At 38.9% G+C, this 17853-nt stretch carries 19 protein-coding genes; 7 read left to right on the forward strand and 12 right to left on the reverse strand.

Annotation, left to right across the window (positions count from 1 at the left end; genetic code table 11):
• Positions 1-16: 16 nt before the first annotated feature.
• The 3 genes from E6H07_13865 to E6H07_13875 all read right to left on the reverse strand — a co-directional run bounded on the left by E6H07_13865 (position 17) and on the right by E6H07_13875 (position 3238).
• Positions 17-379, reverse strand: coding sequence for a hypothetical protein (locus E6H07_13865; protein ID TMI62501.1), 363 nt, complete (start codon positions 377-379; stop codon positions 17-19).
• A 10-nt stretch (positions 380-389) separates the two neighbouring features.
• A complete protein-coding gene (locus E6H07_13870) occupies positions 390-2141 on the reverse strand; it encodes a GMC family oxidoreductase (protein ID TMI62502.1) in 1752 nt (583 codons plus the stop codon).
• A gap of 281 nt (positions 2142-2422) precedes the next feature.
• Complete coding sequence (locus tag E6H07_13875) at positions 2423-3238, reverse strand: pyrroloquinoline quinone biosynthesis protein PqqB (GenBank protein ID TMI63072.1); 816 nt, start codon at positions 3236-3238, stop codon at positions 2423-2425.
• Between the two features lie 168 nt (positions 3239-3406).
• Between E6H07_13875 and E6H07_13880 the strand changes: the two genes are divergently transcribed.
• On the forward strand, positions 3407-3754 hold the full coding sequence (locus E6H07_13880; GenBank protein ID TMI62503.1) for a hypothetical protein: 348 nt from the start codon (positions 3407-3409) through the stop codon (positions 3752-3754).
• Positions 3755-3879: 125 nt separating this feature from the next.
• Positions 3880-4449: a thiol reductase thioredoxin gene (locus E6H07_13885; protein ID TMI62504.1), complete on the forward strand. Its 570-nt coding sequence runs from the start codon at positions 3880-3882 to the stop codon at positions 4447-4449.
• A gap of 22 nt (positions 4450-4471) precedes the next feature.
• On the opposite strand, the gene E6H07_13890 is transcribed toward E6H07_13885, so the two are convergent.
• From E6H07_13890 to E6H07_13900, 3 genes are all read right to left on the reverse strand, one after another.
• Positions 4472-5740 carry a sigma-70 family RNA polymerase sigma factor gene (locus E6H07_13890; GenBank protein TMI62505.1) on the reverse strand — a complete coding sequence of 423 codons (1269 nt, stop codon included), beginning with the start codon at positions 5738-5740 and terminating at the stop codon, positions 4472-4474.
• A 29-nt stretch (positions 5741-5769) separates the two neighbouring features.
• On the reverse strand, positions 5770-6222 hold the full coding sequence (locus E6H07_13895; GenBank protein TMI62506.1) for a DinB family protein: 453 nt from the start codon (positions 6220-6222) through the stop codon (positions 5770-5772).
• Positions 6223-6317: 95 nt separating this feature from the next.
• The gene (locus E6H07_13900; GenBank protein TMI62507.1) at positions 6318-6653 is read right to left on the reverse strand and encodes a hypothetical protein; all 336 of its coding nucleotides are present in this window, start codon (positions 6651-6653) and stop codon (positions 6318-6320) included.
• A gap of 140 nt (positions 6654-6793) precedes the next feature.
• Here E6H07_13900 and pulA point away from each other — a divergent pair, with 140 nt between their 5' ends.
• Entirely contained in the window at positions 6794-8755 is a 1962-nt protein-coding gene (gene pulA, locus E6H07_13905; protein ID TMI62508.1) for a type I pullulanase, read from the forward strand.
• 5 nt (positions 8756-8760) lie between these two features.
• On the opposite strand, the gene E6H07_13910 is transcribed toward pulA, so the two are convergent.
• The 5 genes from E6H07_13910 to E6H07_13930 all read right to left on the reverse strand — a co-directional run bounded on the left by E6H07_13910 (position 8761) and on the right by E6H07_13930 (position 12378).
• Positions 8761-9009, reverse strand: coding sequence for an NAD(P)(+) transhydrogenase (Re/Si-specific) subunit beta (locus E6H07_13910; protein TMI62509.1), 249 nt, complete (start codon positions 9007-9009; stop codon positions 8761-8763).
• A gap of 67 nt (positions 9010-9076) precedes the next feature.
• Entirely contained in the window at positions 9077-9700 is a 624-nt protein-coding gene (gene tmk, locus E6H07_13915; protein TMI62510.1) for a dTMP kinase, read from the reverse strand.
• A 71-nt stretch (positions 9701-9771) separates the two neighbouring features.
• Positions 9772-10800, reverse strand: coding sequence for a DUF3472 domain-containing protein (locus tag E6H07_13920; GenBank protein ID TMI62511.1), 1029 nt, complete (start codon positions 10798-10800; stop codon positions 9772-9774).
• 47 nt (positions 10801-10847) lie between these two features.
• A complete protein-coding gene (locus tag E6H07_13925; protein ID TMI62512.1) occupies positions 10848-11414 on the reverse strand; it encodes a hypothetical protein in 567 nt (188 codons plus the stop codon).
• Positions 11415-11544: 130 nt separating this feature from the next.
• The gene (locus tag E6H07_13930) at positions 11545-12378 is read right to left on the reverse strand and encodes an MBL fold metallo-hydrolase (GenBank protein ID TMI62513.1); all 834 of its coding nucleotides are present in this window, start codon (positions 12376-12378) and stop codon (positions 11545-11547) included.
• A 128-nt stretch (positions 12379-12506) separates the two neighbouring features.
• Here E6H07_13930 and E6H07_13935 point away from each other — a divergent pair, with 128 nt between their 5' ends.
• Positions 12507-13691: an acetyl-CoA C-acyltransferase gene (locus tag E6H07_13935; GenBank protein ID TMI62514.1), complete on the forward strand. Its 1185-nt coding sequence runs from the start codon at positions 12507-12509 to the stop codon at positions 13689-13691.
• 28 nt (positions 13692-13719) lie between these two features.
• Positions 13720-14238, forward strand: a complete 519-nt coding sequence (locus tag E6H07_13940; GenBank protein TMI62515.1) for a GNAT family N-acetyltransferase — start codon at positions 13720-13722, stop codon at positions 14236-14238.
• 35 nt (positions 14239-14273) lie between these two features.
• On the opposite strand, the gene E6H07_13945 is transcribed toward E6H07_13940, so the two are convergent.
• Positions 14274-15377, reverse strand: a complete 1104-nt coding sequence (locus tag E6H07_13945) for a hypothetical protein (GenBank protein TMI62516.1) — start codon at positions 15375-15377, stop codon at positions 14274-14276.
• A gap of 239 nt (positions 15378-15616) precedes the next feature.
• Here E6H07_13945 and E6H07_13950 point away from each other — a divergent pair, with 239 nt between their 5' ends.
• Together E6H07_13950 and E6H07_13955 are read left to right on the forward strand one after the other, a co-directional pair.
• The gene (locus tag E6H07_13950; protein ID TMI62517.1) at positions 15617-16606 is read left to right on the forward strand and encodes a pyruvate dehydrogenase complex E1 component subunit beta; all 990 of its coding nucleotides are present in this window, start codon (positions 15617-15619) and stop codon (positions 16604-16606) included.
• A gap of 67 nt (positions 16607-16673) precedes the next feature.
• Entirely contained in the window at positions 16674-17834 is a 1161-nt protein-coding gene (locus E6H07_13955) for a sigma-54-dependent Fis family transcriptional regulator (GenBank protein TMI62518.1), read from the forward strand.
• Positions 17835-17853 lie beyond the last annotated feature (19 nt).

A 17853-nucleotide genomic window follows, 5' to 3' on the forward strand; every position in this document is an offset into this window, starting at 1 on the left:
AACTTAAGAGTTTAAATTATCTGTTTTCATTTATGTCTTTCGCATTTTGAATCAACACAAAAACTACTGTAATTACGCTAAAAAATAGCCCGAGGAAAAACCATACCCAGGGATTATTTCCCCTATTCTGTGCCCATAATGCGCAGAAACAACCAAATAAAAATAAAACCAGTCCCATGGGAGCATAATCATTGGTTTTAAAATTATTGTTGAAATTGTCGAGTTGGATTTTTAATGATGAGTTATCCGATTCCAATGAAACGACTTTTCGTTTGAGTTCATTGAACTCTTCCGGGTTTACCTGCGCACAGGCTGAAGTATTCAAGCCAAGAGCTAATACAATCACAGGAAGAATCTTCGATAATAGTTTAGCAAACATAACTCCGTATTTAAAGATTATTCTTTTTCATTTCATCAATGATGTATTCTGAAGCTCTCATGCTTAATGCAAGAATAGTCCATGTAATATTCTTATCCGCCTGACTTACAAATGCCCCGCCATCAACAACAAATAAGTTTTTGCAATCATGCGCCTGGTTCCATTTGTTCAGTGCAGATTTTTTTGGATCATTACCCATCCGTACTGTTCCTGCTTCATGAATAATTTCACCGGGCTTTGCTAATCCGTATTGATTACTTGCATCATCATCACCGCCCCATGTTATAACGGCACCCATATTATGCATCACTTCTTTAAAAGTTTCTTTCATATGCTTCGCCTGGTTTATTTCATGGTCACTCCATTTCACATTGAACTTTAAAACGGGGATACCATATTTGTCCACTACATTCGGATCGATAGCACAGAAATTATCTTCTCTTGGTATCGCCTCACCACGACCCGCCATTCCTATCCCGCAACCATAGAAGAAACGATAATCTTCTTTCAATGATTTGCCATAACCACCGGGTTGCTTCTCTTGTCCTTTCACTACATATTTTCCATTCAGGTTTTCAATGCCCCAGCTAAAACCATAAGATGGCTGGCCCATGCCACCCCAATATTCAATATGATATCCTCTTGGGAAATCGAGCTTCTTATTATCCAACCACCATGGCGAATAAATATGCAAACCACCTACACCATCTTCATTATATCTTTTCCGATCGAACAATTGCGGCAATAAACCACCAAGTGCTGCACCGGTTGAATCATGCAAGTATTTACCAACTACATTACTGTTATTCGCCAATCCATTCGGATGACGTTGTGATTTTGAATTCAACAATAATCTTGCACTTTCACATGCACTGGCAGCCAGTATCACCACTTTCCCTTCTACCTGGTATTCCTGCATATCATCTTTACTGATATAAGAAACCCCGGTTGCCAGCCCTTCGCTATTTGTCAACACTTCTCTTACCATCGCATTTGCAGTTACATCTACATTACCGGTCTTTATAGCCGGATAGATCAAAACGTTAGGAGAGGAGAAGTCTGCTTTCCAGTAACTACAGTTGCGGTTACACTGTCCGCAGAACTGGCATGCAGTACGTCCATCTTTATTATCGGGCAATGGTTCAGTAAGAATAGAAAGTCGTGAAGGAATTACTTTTACTCCGGCCTGTGTTGCTGCATTCTTAATAAACAGTTCATGCAATCTTGGCTTGGGTGGTTTCAGAAAAAATCCATCGGGATCATTTTCCAAACCTTCATTGGTGCCGAAGATGCCGATCATTTTATCAATACGATCATAAAATGGTTTTACATCTTCATAACCGATCGGCCAGTCATCACCAAGCCCATCAATACTTCTTCTTTTAAAATCTTTCGGACCGAAACGCAATGAAATCCTCCCCCAGTGATTAGTACGTCCACCCAACATTCTTGCACGCCACCATTTCCAATCCGTGCCGGCTTCATGTGTATAAGGTTCTTCGTCTATATCCCAACCATAATAGCTTGCATCAAAATCACCAAAGGGACGGAACTTGGTGCTGGCACCGCGTCGCGGACTTTCCCATGGATTTTTTAATTGAGTAACATTTTTCTGGGGGTCATACATAAACCCTGCTTCCAGCAGGCATACTTTTAGCCCTGCATTGGCAAGTATATAGGCAGCCATACCGCCTCCTGCACCTGAACCTACGATCACTGCATCATACTTTTTTGTTTGCTTCTTGATTTGAAAATCTCCCATTGTTGAAATTTATTTTTTTGGGTTATCAGCATCATTGCTACTATAATCATCTGTTGCGTCGCACTCTTCTACGTTCTGCAATTCTATTCAGCAACAGGTATCGGCGTTCAAATTAACTGATTTAAACATAACTGCTCTTCCATCAGTAACATTTTTATTCACACAATTTATTGTTGGGCTAAAGCCCATTTAATCAAAGAGCATGAGTAGCCCCAGCCTTAAGGCTGGGGCTAGAAAATATCGAACATAAACGACCGGGCTTTAGCCCTCATATCTAAATGCTATTTCAGTATTATCAACTCGGCTTGTCTTGAAACCATAAATCCTTTTGTCAACACATCATTTAGTTCAGCAGAACTTTCATCAAGCAACGGGTTAGTATGATTGAAATGAATAAAACTGATTTTCTTTTTTTCAGTCGCAGGCATATCAGCAAAGTATTGAATACTTTCTTCAATGAACGGATGCGGTACTTCATTCATTGCACGGCCGATCAGTTCGCCATCTTTATAAAATGTTCCATCCAATAAAGCCAGGTTAGATTTTTTCACCAGTTCCTTTATATCTCTGTCAAACTTATTCCACTTATCAATATCAGGAATAAAAAGTGTTTGGTATGCATTCACTTTTATATTGAACCCGACTGTTTCAGTGAATTCATCACGATGCGGGACAGTAAATGCAGTAACAAATATTTCATTAGTAATTCCGATTGCAGAATCAGCATTTAGATCAATCAATGAAATATTATTCAATGAAACCAGTTGGCTCCATGGCCCATTTAATGAAAGATGCGTTTTCATCCGAGGCATTACATACACAGGAACTTTATTGGTGTTCATTACTTCGCGGCCCAATTGCATCAAACCTGTGTAATGCCCGATATGTCCATGTGTAAGAAATATGCCATCGGGTAAAAAATTATAAGCAGAGTCAGTCATTTTTCTAAATAACTGTAACTGTTCTTTTATATCAGGAGTTGCTTCAAACAGCCACCATTTTTTATTTACTGGGTCAATCAATGCCAATGATGTAACAAATCTTTTTAATTCAGGATTAGCCAATACTTTTTTGCAGCAGTCTTTTAAGCAGCCCATTTGTGGATACCCGGCATCCTGTGCTACACCTAATACAATCAGGGCAGGAGAGTTGAGTTGAGGAGCTGTGTTTTTACTATTATCACAACCGGTCGATAAATAAACCAGGCCAATTAAAAGAAACGAGTAGAATCTCACGATAAATTTTTCTAAATTTAGGCTTCATTAGTGAAAAAACTCATCGCCATATCTTTTTTACTTGTCTTTACTATGCTGCAATATGGCAAAGTAGTCTCTTATATTTATTGTGAGTTAAGAATTGAGATTTCTGCCAATGGCGTTCCCAGTTGTGATTGCGAAAAGATCCTTACTGAGAAGAAAGTAGATACCCCATTTGCCCCTTTATCTCATTCACACAATCATAAAGAAAAACTGAACGAGCCTTATACTTCATATACAACAGATAATTCTTCTGAAACACCAGAAATAAATACCGGTTGCTTTTCTTATTATTTAACTGATCTGCACAACGGATATTCTCAACCTCCTTATCATCCGCCTGCTGTTATTTACTAATACCCCTTGCCCCTAAAGGGGTATATCAATCATTTGAAATCTGAATCTTCGGTTTTGGCCGAACAGATAAAATTTTAATAACCATACTCCCCTTTAGGGGATGGGGGTACTTAAAAACTATTACTATGCGTAATGCAATTTATATATTCATTACAGCCATTTTGCTGAGTGGTTGTGGTGTTGCCGAAAACTTAATTTCTACTCCTGTATCAAATGCGGTGGTGAAAAATGCCAATGGCACTGAAATGCTGTTAGGGCATTGTACTCGCAGTTGCCTCATGCAAAAACCATTTTCAGATTGGTTTACTCCAAACTACGATAACTATAAAGTAGATTCATCACTGACCAAAGAGATCGGAAAACTGATGAAGAATAAAAATATGACCATTTTTCTCGGTACCTGGTGTGGGGATAGCAAGAGGGAAGTACCTCGTATGCTGAAAATACTGGATGCAGCAGGCATCAAAGAAAAACAGTACGATATCATTTTTGTAAGTAATGAAGCTGAGCTATACAAACAAAGTCCGCAACATGAAGAAAAAGAAAGGAATATCAAACGGGTACCGACATTTATTATTCCCGAAGGAAAAAATGAGCAGGCAAGAATAATTGAATCTCCAAAAGAAAGTCTTGAAAAAGATCTGATGAAGATTTTACAGGGCAAGGAGTATGTACCAAACTATGCGAACCTGTAAACTGAATTAAAGGAACTGGTATTTATTTTAATGCTTCCATTTTGGTTGCCAATAATTTTCGTTGGGCTGGCGAAGAAGTAAGATTTGATGCCTCGGATAAAAATTGAAATGCTTTTTCTTTGTCATTTAGTCTTGCATACAGCTCGCCTAATGTTGCATGATAAAGATAGAATTGTTGTAACCCGTCTGATGGCTGAATTTCTTTTATTGATTGAATACCGACTTCAGCGCCATGTAATTCTGCAATGCCAATAGCTCGATTGAGGGCAATAATGGGAGTGGGGTTTAATTGATAAAGCAGGTTATAAAAATTGATGATATGTTCCCAGTTTGTTTGTTCATAACTGGCCGCAATGCTATGCTCGTATGCAATAGCGGCTTCGAGCAAATAGGTATTTACTGTATTAAACAAACCTGCTTCTTTAATGTATTCAACTCCTTTTTCTATTAAATGCTGATCCCATTTCTTTCTGTCTTGAGCAGGTAATAATAAAATATTCCCTTCAGCATCGAGTCTTGCATTACTTCGGGCATGTGTAAATGACATTAATGCAAGCAATGACAGTACTTCGGAAGTTTTTGTTTCGGAGTTTTTACGTAACAGTTCACACAATCGGTATGATTCTTCTATCAGATCTTTTCGGATCAGGTCTTCATGTTGAGTTGAGCTATATCCTTCGTTGAATAAAAGATATATAGCTGTAAGAACATTCTCAAGCCGCTGTTCTTTTTCATTCCCGGTTGGAATTTCAAATAGGATTTTTTCTTCTTTCAACTTTTGACGGGCACGGTATAATCTTTTCTCTATAGTGTCATTATTGCTGATAAAAGCTCTTGCTATTTCTGTTACACTAAAACCGCAAAGTGTTTTTAATATCAATGCTACCTGCGATTCCATATTCAATGCGGGGTGGCAGCAGGTAAACATCATCCTCAACTGATCATCATCAATATTCCCGGGGTTCATATATTCAGTCACTGTGCTTGTCAGCGAATATTCAGATCTCAATAGTGGCGAAACGGTAGCTGTAAACTCTTTATGCCTTTGTTCTTTTCTTAATATATCAAGTGCTTTATTACGGGCAACTGTAAATAGCCAGGCAGAAGGATTTTCCGGCAAGCCATTAATTTTCCAAGTGCCCATCGCTTTGAGCAGGCAATCCTGTGCAACATCTTCGGCGAGTTGCAGGTTATGAGGGCCAAAGATCTTTGTCAATACAGCTACCAGCTTTCCTGATTCATGACGGAAAAGATGTTCAACAATATGGTTTATTGGTGCAGTTGGTTGCAAGGGGTTTTAGTTTATGCAAAGCAACAAATTTATGGATAAGCAACCGGCTCCATATCCAAGACTGCATGCATATGATGTTTTAAGTGTTTTACATAATCGGCCGCAACCCATTCGATAGTATGCAACTGCTCTGTCATGCATGTACGTTGCCATAAGTGTTCAGGAGTATTTTCAAGTATATGGCAGATATGTTTATTGAGTAATGCCCAGAGATGAATCAGTTCGTCTGTATTATAAGATTGATAAGCAGATGCGACTACCCATTCGACCTGTGCATATACAATTTTAGGAGCTTCCTCATATTGGGCTACGATGAATCTTCTTGAATTACTAAGAGCTGAATCAATTAAATGACCAATGATCTCTTTCTTGCTCCATTTATCCGGTGGCGGTTTAAAAAACAGCACATCCTCACAAATATTTTTCATTAACGGAACGTATTCGTTTACGAGTGTCTCCAGTTCTTTCGCAGTTTGTTTCATAGTCGAAGATTAGAAGGACCTAAAATTAAAACAGAATTCATACAAATAAATACCGGTTACTGTGTTTACAGCAACCGGTAAAATAATTTTTTGATTTACATCTTCATTACTTGTCTTACCTGCACACTGCAGCCGATCTCAAAATCGGGACAATCTTTTGACATTTCAACCGCTTCATCCATCGACTCAGCATTTACAATAAAAAAACCACCGACTACTTCTTTACCCTCTGTGTAAGGTCCGTCGATAACTGGTTTGTTTTTGCCAGAAACTAATTTGCCACCGGGGAATAAAGGTTCTCCGGCAACATATTTACCTGCTTTAGCTAAGTTATCGATCCATGCGATCCATTTACCCATATGTGCCTGCATAGCCTCGGGGCTTCTTTCAGTCGGCTCACTCCCTTGAAAAATGAACATAAACTTTTCCATCTTGTTTGATTTTAGTTTTGAAAATTAAGTTACAGCATAATGACGAACAGGGATCATCATTCCGGACAAACGGCAAAAAATTATTTCCAAACCCCGAAAACAACCGGCTAAGAACTATTTTCGCAAGCAGGATAAATGTTATGAAGAAAATAATTTTAATATTGAGTTTGATAGCCACTACTATGGCCAAAGCCCAGAAATCTAAATATGACAGTTACCCGGTTTATAACGGAAATGATTTAGGTCTGACTTATAGCAAAGCCAAATCCACATTTCGTATCTGGGCACCCACAGCTAAATCAGTCACTCTAAATCTCTACACTGGAAATATTGAAATACCCGTCAGGAAGGAAATGCGAAAAGACCTGAATGGAACATGGACATTTACATTGGGAGGGGATATGAAGGGGCTTCAGTATGCATTCCAGGTAAAGAATGACAGCAGCCAGCTTCATCCTGTTCCCGATCCTTATGCAAAGGCCGTAACTGTAAACGGTCATAAGGGAGTCGTATTGGATTTAAAAGAAACCAATCCAAAGGATTGGCAGAAAGACAAAAGCCCGGTATTTAAAAATAAAACTGATGCTATTATTTATGAACTGCATGTAAGAGATGCAAGTATCGCTGCGGGTTCTGGTATCAGGAATAAAGGAAAGTTTCTGGGACTTACTGAAACCGGCACAAAAAATAAAGATGGTTTAAGTACAGGCCTTGATCATTTAAAAGAATTAGGTGTTACACATATTCATTTGCTTCCTTCTTATGATTTTAATTCGGTGGATGAATCAAAACCTGATTCTGCACAGTACAACTGGGGTTATGATCCACAAAATTATAATGTGCCAGAAGGTTCTTACTCAACCAACGCAGCGAATCCTGTTGCAAGAATAAAAGAATTTAAACAACTCATTCAATCGTTTCATTCAAACGGGTTGCGGGTAGTGATGGATGTTGTATATAATCATACTGCATTAACAGAGGAATCAAATTTCAATCAGTTAGTGCCGGGCTATTATTACAGGCAAACAAAAGATGGAAAATTTTCTGATGCAACAGCCTGCGGCAATGAAACTGCAAGTGAAAGACCAATGATGCGAAAATTTATTTTGGAATCGATGAAGTATTGGGTGCAGGAATATCATATTGATGGCTTCCGTATTGACCTGATGGGTGTGCATGATATTGAAACGATGAATATCATCTCAAAAGAACTACATAAGATCAAACCAGATATTTTATTATATGGTGAGGGATGGACAGCAGGTGCATCGCCATTGCCTGATTCATTAAGGGCATTGAAGAAATATGCTTACAAATTAGATCGCATTGCCGTTTTTAGTGATGATATACGTGATGGAATAAAAGGAAGTGTATTTGAACATGAAGACAAAGGTTTTGTCAGCGGCAAACCCGGCATGGAAGAAAGTATAAAATTTGGTGTTGTAGCTGCCTGCAAACATCCGCAACTGGATTACTCAAAAGTGAATTATTCAAAAGCTCCTTATGCGGCCGAACCTTATCATACCATTAGCTACACCGAGTGTCATGATAATCATGTTCTATGGGATAAATTGAAGATTTCCGCCAAAGACGCAAGTGAAGAACAAAGAAAAGAGATGCATAAACTGGCATTGAGTATTGTGCTTACCTCACAGGGAATTTCATTTTTACATGCAGGTACAGAGTTTTTGCGAAGCAAAAAAGGAGTGGAGAATAGTTTTAAATCACCTGACAGCATTAATGCTATTGACTGGGATTTGAAATCAATAAACAAAGATGTATTTGATTTTGTAAAGTATTTAATACAAATGAGGAAAGAACATCCTGCTTTCCGGATGAAGACAGCAAAAGATATCGCTGCAAATATTCATTTCAGGATGGATGCAAAACCCGGTACAGTTATTTATGAAATAAACGGAGCTGCTGTTCATGATAGATGGAAGAAAATACTTGTCTGCTTTAATGGAAGTGATAAGACACAGCCCGTATCAGTTGGTAGTACCTGGCAGTCTTATATATTGAATAATCTGATTGTACAAACAGAAAAAGTAGTAAACAATATTCTATTGGCGCCGCATAGTTGTACAATTCTCTTTCAATAATTCATTTAGGCAGCGGTATCCATGCGGTGACCAATATAATAACCGATAGCTCCTGCAATTACTACACCTGCTATAATGCCGATAGTATTTGAGCCTACTGTCAGGTAAACAATAAGCAATCCTGCAATGCCGCCGATGATAGCCAGCGGCCATGTTGATTTACCTTTTTTGGAAATGCCTGCTACCTGTTCACGGCGATGCTGAAAATGCTGTAAATGTTCTTTGTGTTTTTTGCGGTGATGTGACTGGGCCATGATTTTTTCTCTTCAAGGTACAAAAACGGAATTAAAATAAATGCTCCTGCGTCAAAACATTTATCATTCAAATGATTGAGCTGACTTTTGCCCCAATTTCAGCAAAAATTTCATCAACCGAGCGGTTACCATCAACAATAAAGATTTTTTCCCGTGATTTTTCTTTTTCAAAAGCTTCGAAATATTTATCACGGACTGCTTTTAGGTTATCCAGCGTTTCGTAGAGTTGAATCTGGCTTCGGTTGCTATGTAACCTTTCTATTGCAACTTCGGGAGTAATGTCAATGAAAATATTCAGGTCAGGCCGTAGCATATCAGCACTGATAGAGTTGGCGGTTATTACCCAATCCTGGGACATATGAGTGCCCTGGTAAGCATAAGATGAAAAATAATAGCGATCCGTTATAACTGTATAGCCTTCTTCTAATTTTTTCAAAATACCATTTTCTGTATTTGTAAGATGGTTTATCCTGTCAGCCACATAAAGCCCGGCAATGGTACGATGATCGGCTTCTATTTCATGACGAAAGATTTTTCGTATTAATGTGCCGATATAACTGTCGGTAGGTTCGAAGGTGTGATAAACTTTTAAGCCATCGGCATTCAGTTTTTCTTCCAGCATTTTCGATTGGGTGCTTTTGCCGCTTCCATCAATTCCTTCAAAAGCTAAAAATAAATTCTTCTTACTCATTCCATTTTTTATTGCAGGGTAAAGATAAGGGAATGAAAAAGAGCTATAATACCCGAGTGCTTCTTAAATAATTATTTTCCTTCTTTGGCTTCCAATACTTCGATCTCAAATACAAGAATACTGTTGGGAGGAATCTTTGGAGCTCTTGTTCGGACAGAATAGCCAAGACCTGAGGGTATGACCAGTTTTATCTTGCCGCCAACTTTGCACAGTGGCATACCAACCTGCCAGCCTCTTATCAACCGTTTTAATGGAAAAGTTGCAGGCTTCTCTTTTGTCTGATCAAATACAGTTCCATCGCTAAACAAGTATCCTTTATAAAAGATAGTTACAGTATCTGTTAATTGTACCTGTCTGCCTGTTCCTTCTTTTAATATTGTATAATAAAGACCTTCATGGGTTCTGCCGGCATCTGTTTTTCCTGAAGCGATCGCATTGCTTATAACCTGCATCTCATCGTTTGCTTGCTGGGTACTGTCAATATGAGGATATAAGCTGACTACTGGTGCTGCCGAGTTTGTTTCATCAAGTTTTTTCCATGAACCATTATTGCGCTGGCACCAGCTATTGGTGAAATGAACTGTAGGTTGATCCTTTTTTAAAACAGTAAAATATGTAGAAGGATTTTTTATTGTGCCCCAACGGCCCGTTATTTTGCATGAGCCGATCAGTTTCCATTTATTTTCTTTTGCTAAAAAAACATAACCCGAATAAATGATAAAGTTCTCTGCTGAGTCAGATGCAACAGCCAGCATTAGCTTATAAGTTTCTCCAACCGACCAGTTATAATTCCATTCTATTTCGCCTTTTTCTTTTGCATCTGCGCCTATTCCACTTGCTGCGATCAGAGCTGTTCCAGGAAAAGCAAACACTAATTCTCTTTTATTCTTATCTGCTTCTATGGAAATTGAAACGGCCCCATCCCGGATACCTGCGAGATATTCTTTGCGGGTATTCAGCGATTCAATTTTTATATCTGTAATAAATGTAACAGCCTTTATACTATCAGGTAAAAAATAATTTACAACCGAATCTCGGTTGTTCGCTTTAGTACTTATCGCAATAAAACTAAAAGAAAGAAATACAAGTATTGATTTCATAAACGAAAACTGGTTAGAGTAAAATTAGTTGAGAAAGATACTGAACCTTACATCAGTTTCATTTTAAATTTCCCCGATCGGATAGCCGAGCCACCACCTGGTGTTCTGTATCCAAAACCACTGAATGTGCCCGAAGCAAGCCTTGTTTGATGATTATAACTGTCGATGATGACTGTAAAAGGATTTTGTTGTTTACTCATATAGATATATGTCTGCCCAACATTGTCATAATAGTAAAACGCAGCAAAGCGGGATGTAATATTGGTCAGATCACGGTTAAGATGGATGGTGTCAAATATTATTGTCATCACTATCCCGGTATCAGCTGAGCAGGCAGAAGGGCCATAGAAAGTAAACCCTGTTCTGTCGGGAGCAACAATTGCTGTATCTATTATTCCGCAGCGAAGCAATGTGTCGTCACGCATACTCCATTTATTTTCTATAAAGGTTTCGTTGCCGGGGCAGGAGGGGCACACATAGATTGCTACTGGTGGTTGTATGGTGTCAATAATAACTGGTGGAACTCCTTCTACACTATATTCTTTTATACAACGGAAAAAGATAATGCAGATGCAAACTAAAATTGAGACAGTATATTTAAATGTGTGCTTCAAATACTATTTCTTATCGGTCATTAAGACTAAAAAGTTGCCCGGTCGGACTTGGCTTAAAGTTATGAAATAATCATTTCTTAAATAGGAAAAGGAACCACTAACTCTTAAATATTGCTTTGGTTTAGTGACTTTAAAATAAACTCAATTGCTGTTTTGATTTTTCAACCTTCTTCTTTTGTTTTTTACCATTGATCATCTGGGGTTGAATAAAGTAAACTTCGCTTTCTTCAAAACGGGAAGCAATAATGATCTTCGTACCGTTTGCATGTGGAGTAAATAATTCTTTTACCAGTTCTGGTTTATTATTATTGGCAGAAAGATGTGATAAGATCAAATGACTCATAAACGAAGGCCGGTGATTTAAAAACAGATCCAACGCTTCATCATTTGATAAATGTCCGCTGCCATCGCTAATTCTTTTTTTAAGCACCTGCGGATAACTTCCATTCATCAACATTTGCTTGTCATAATTTGATTCAAGAAAAGCAGCATGACACTTTTTAAAGTGGCTGATAAATTTTTTACAGACAGTGCCGATATCCGTGAAGATGCCAACAGTTACATCGTTGTGTGTAACTGTAAAACTATGCGGATGTGCAGCATCATGCTTTTTTATAAAAGGCATTATTTGCAGCTCACCTATTTGTATTGCAATATCTGTTGTAAAACGGTTGATGCGTTCTTTCTCTAGCCATATTCTTCCTCCTTTATGTGTTTCTTCAGTTATATAAACCGGTAACTGGTGTTTTTTAGAAAGCCGTACGAGTCCGCTGATATGATCACTGTGTTCATGCGAAATAAAAATGGCTTTCACTTTTTTCATATTCAGGCCGAGCCTGAGCATTCTCTTCTCTGTTTCCCGGCAGCTCAGGCCAGCATCAATTAAAACTGCGTCGTTTTCGTTGCCGATATAATAGCAGTTTCCATTGCTGCCCGAATTAAGTGAAGAAATGTATAATGACATAAAGATTAAAACTGGGTCTTTTTCAGTAATGCAAAAATAAACAGGTAGAAGTTCCCGTCTCGGCTTTTTTATTTATTAGTGCTTTGCCTTTGGCTTAACTTTGCTGTTCTATTTAAATTAAAGTTGCTATGCCAAAAGAAGTTTATATCATTTCAGCAGTTCGTACCCCAATGGGCAGTTTCGGTGGCTCATTAAAAAGTTTATCAGCTACGCAGTTAGGTGCTATCGCTATAAAAGGAGCTCTTCAAAAAGCTGGAGTAAAACCAGAATTAGTGCAGGATGTATTGATGGGTTGTGTATTGCAGGCTAATCTTGGGCAGGCACCTGCACGACAGGCAGCAAAGTTTGCCGGTTTACCCAACGAAGTGAATTGTACTACGGTGAATAAAGTTTGCGCCAGCGGTATGAAAGCTATTGCGCAGGCTGCACAAAGTATCTTGTTGGGCGATGCAGATATTGTAGTTGCCGGTGGAATGGAAAGTATGAGCAATGTTCCTTTTTATGCTGATAGTCTTCGGTGGGGAAATAAATATGGAAACACATCAATGACAGATGGGCTGGCGAAAGATGGTTTAACAGATGTGTATGACGGCAAAGCAATGGGCAATGCTGCTGAACTTTGTGCAAGTACATGCGGGATCAGCCGTGCCGACCAGGACGCATTTGCAATAGAAAGTTATAAACGCAGCCAGGCAGCATGGGAGAATGGCAAGTTTGCTAATGAAATAGAACCTGTTGTTATTCCTCAACGTAAAGGCGATCCAATCGTGTTTTCAAAAGATGAAGAACCTTTTAATGTAAAGTTTGATAAGATCGCAACTCTAAGCCCTGCATTTGTAAAAGATGGAACTGTTACCGCTGCTAATGCAAGTACGATGAATGATGGAGCTGCTGCATTGGTATTGATGAGTAAAGAGAAAGCAAAAGAACTCGGTTTGAAACCTATTGCAAAAATTCTTTCCTATGCCGATGCTGAGCAGGCGCCGGAGTGGTTTACTACGACACCATCACTGGCGGTACCAAAAGCAGTTAGTAAAGCAGGATTGAAAATGGAAGATATTTCTTACTGGGAATTGAACGAGGCTTTTGCTGTTGTGGGTATTGAAAATACAAAACGAATGAAGCTTGATCCTGCAAAAGTAAATGTACATGGCGGTGCAGTTTCATTAGGTCACCCGTTGGGTTGCAGTGGCGCAAGAATAATTGTCACGCTGCTCAATGTGCTAAAAGCAAATAATGCGAAGTATGGCGCTGCTGGAATTTGTAATGGCGGAGGTGGTGCAAGTGCAATGGTTATTGAGAATGTAAACTAATGATTTAGTTTTTCATTAGATTGCGGCCATGACGTTAACCATTCGATTCGCTACCGCTGAAGACGCGGAACTCATCGTTGATATAAGCCGGAAAACTTTTTATGAAACTTTCGGCTACCTGAATACGAAGGAAAATATGGACCTGTTCATGAACGGGCCCTTCAGCCGGGAAAACCTGATAGATGAAGTAAGTAAGCCCGATAATATTTTTTTACTGGTATTTGATGAAGACACACCGGTGGCTTATGCAAAAATGAGACACGGAGAAAAATATCCCCAGTTTGAAGACAAAGATTCAGTAGAGATTGCCAGGCTTTATGTGATCAACTCTTATATCGGTGCAGGAGTAGGACAGGAGCTGATGCGAAAATGTATTTTCCTGGCTAAGGATATGAAAAAGGAAATCCTCTGGCTGGGTGTTTGGGAAAAAAATGCAAGGGCTATTAAATTTTATACCAACTGGGGTTTTGAAAAATTTGCCGAGCATCCTTTTGTTTTGGGTGAGGATGTGCAAACAGACTGGTTAATGAAAAAACAGTTGCAATAATGCAACTGCTTTTCTATAAGTAATAAAACTTCTATTTAGTAAACCTGTAAAGTTCCGGTTCCAATTGTATAACCTTCTTTGTTCCGGAGTTTATAAAGTACCAATCCTTTTACATGAAGCAATGCGGATGTTGAAACCGTTCTTCCTGCACTGGCAGATGTTCCAAGCAGTTGTCCGCCCGGACTATAATAATCAACCATGATAAGATCACCATTCAGGTTTGTTATATTCATCTCAGTCCCTTTTATCCAGGGATTCGGATACAGTACAACGTTTTTACCACTACTGAAATGAACGGCTGCAATTTTTGAATAGGTTACTCTGCCGTCATTAGCTATCATTTTCAACCGGTAATAATTTACACCTTTGTTAGGATGTTGATCACTTGATGAATAATTCGCAGTGTTAGCCTGGTTGCGACTGTTAATATTTTGAAGTGTTGTAAATACTGTTCCATTAACTGATCTTTCTACTTCATAATGATTCATATTTGACTCATCAGTTGTTACCCAGTTAAGATCTACAACTGATCCGTTTTTCTGTATTGTGAATTCTGAAAGTCTTACAGGCAGAATAAGGAAGCTATAATATACGGTAATACGAATGTGATCAATACGACCGGCGTTAGCATCAGGAGTGGTAGAGGTGCGGACAGCTGCTACCGCCACACCAAAATTTAAAGAATTGATATCAGCAGCGGTCCAAAATTCGCCCCATAAATCAGAAGAACTACCATAGGATTGATAAACATCTGTCGCAGGATATGCAATACCTGTCGATCTTTCCGAATTCCCTATACTGCCGCCTTTGACTATTCTTACTCTATAATCAGCTGTACGTTGATTTGGATCTGAACGTTCAATTTCAACAACGATACCTTTGATAGTGACTCCGCCTGGTATTGAAAAACCATAACCAGTAGTTTTCACATAATCACTGTAGGAAGGATCCGAACCATTTAATGAACCATAGGTTGCATAAGTATCATCGCTGCCGCCGAGCTTAAAATTTGCCCAGCTATTACTTGATCCGGGAATAGCGACATTTGTAAAAAAGATCCCGCTGTTAGGTCCCTGCGTTTGTGCAAAGACAACAATTGTACATAATAATGTTACAGAAGAAAGTAATGGTTTCCTCATAGATAGTGGATTGTCCGGTAAAGTTTGCGTTTTATTACTACATATTATAAAAACACTCCTTCGCTATTCACATATTTTACCCAGATAGCGTAAAACCGGCTAGATATTTTACGCATAAACTAGTTTTTAGTAATTACGAATCAATTTGGGGTTCGACGAGTTAATAGCTCGCTGTTTTACTCCTTTTAGGTTATATCCTTCATCTCATATATTTTTGCCACTCTAAAATTTGAAATAATATGGCAAGATCGATAGCACTCCGTGAAGCATTGCGTGAGGCAATGAGTGAAGAAATGAGACGTGATGACAAGGTTTTTTTAATGGGTGAAGAGGTTGCTGAGTACAATGGAGCATATAAAGTGAGTCAGGGTATGCTGGCTGAATTTGGGCCTAAACGAGTTATTGATACTCCTATCTCTGAGTTAGGGTTTACAGCTCTTGCTGTTGGTGCTGCGCAAAAAGGATTAAAACCAATTGTTGAATACATGACCTGGAACTTCGCAGTGCTGGCTTTAGATCAAATTCTCAACACAGCTTCTAAAATGCTGGCAATGAGTGGTGGTCAAGTGTCTTGCCCTATCGTTTTTAGAGGTCCAAATGGTTCTGCAGGTCAGTTAGGAGCACAACACTCCACAGCTTTTGAAAGTTATTATGCAAATATTCCCGGTATCAAGGTTGTATCACCCAGCAATGGTTATGATGCAAAAGGCTTGTTGAAGCAGGCCATCCGATATGAACAAGACCCGGTAATTTTTATGGAAGGTGAAACTACATATGGAGATAAAAGCGATGTGCCCGATGAAGAGTATTATATACCGCTTGGAAAAGCTGATGTAAAAAAAGCTGGTCGTGATGTGACTATTGTATCATTTAATAAAATGATGAAAGTAGCATTGGGCGCAGCCGATGAATTAGAAAAAGAAGGAGTCAGCGCCGAAGTAATTGACCTGAGAACTATTCGTCCGCTTGATTGGATGACGATATTGGAAAGTGTAAAGAAAACAAACCGTTTGGTAATTGTTGAAGAACAATGGCCATTTGCTTCTATCTCATCAGAAATATCTTATCGTATTCAAAAAGAAGGCTTCGATTATTTGGATGCACCTATACGCCGTATTACTGCAGCTGATGCACCGTTACACTATGCTCCTAATCTTGTTGCTGCTGCACTGCCGGATGTAACAAGAACAGTAAAGTTGGTGAAAGATGTGATGTATATGGCAAAGTAGAGATTGGTCGATAGTCAACAGTTTCTTTTATGAATACTAAGTACGCTAATACTAAATACGTTCTCCCATGCCTGATATTCTGCTGATAGAAGATGAAAAAGCAATTCGTAAAACCCTTTCTGAAATTCTTTCTTACGAAGGTTATAAAATAGATGAAGCCGGTGATGGCGAAGAGGGCCTGAAGAAATTCAAAGAGAAGACATATGATATGGTGCTTTGCGATATCAAAATGCCTAAGATGGATGGCATTGAATTTTTACAAAAGGCTGGCGAAGCAAATGCAGATGTTCCCATCATCATGATCTCCGGTCATGGTAATATTGAAACAGCGGTAGAGGCAGTAAAGAAAGGGGCGTATGATTTTATTTCCAAACCACCGGATCTGAACCGCTTGCTGATCACCATCCGCAATGCGCTGGATAAAACCAATCTTGTTACCGAAACAAAATCGCTTAAACGCCGCATTGGAAAAGTGCAGGAAATGATAGGTGACTCAAACCCTATCAAAAAGATCAAAGACACTATTGAGAAAGTAGGTCCTACCGATGCAAGAGTTTTAATAACCGGCGACAATGGTTCGGGTAAAGAACTGGTGGCCCGCTGGCTGCATGAAAAAAGCAACAGGCGGGAGGGGCAGTTGGTAGAGGTAAACTGCGCAGCCATTCCGGGTGAGTTGATCGAAAGTGAATTATTTGGCCATGAGAAGGGCTCATTTACTTCAGCTATCAAACAACGTATCGGAAAATTTGAACAGGCAAATGGCGGTACTTTATTTCTTGATGAGATCGGGGATATGAGCCTGAATGCACAAGCTAAAGTTCTCCGCGCATTACAAGAAGGGAAAATAACAAGAGTCGGAGCTGATAAAGATATTAATGTTGATGTTCGTGTTATCGCAGCAACTAATAAAGATCTGCTAAGTGAAGTGGAAGCAAAAACTTTCCGTCTTGATCTCTATCATCGCTTAAGTGTTATTATTATTCATGTGCCATCGTTGAATGAAAGACGGGATGATATACCGATGCTTGTTGATAGTTTTTTAGACAGTATATGCGCTGAATATGGCACTGTAAAAAAATCAATAGATCCAGCAGCTGTTACAGCATTGAAAGAATATAACTGGACAGGTAATATCCGTGAATTGCGTAATGTGGTGGAGAGGCTTATTATCCTTTCAGGGAAGAGCATTACTACTGAAGATGTAAAAAACTATGTAACCCCTAAATAAGTTTACGAACCGATTTTGC

It is taken from the genome of Bacteroidota bacterium, assembly GCA_005882315.1.
Classification (GTDB): Bacteria; Bacteroidota; Bacteroidia; order Chitinophagales; family Chitinophagaceae; genus VBAR01.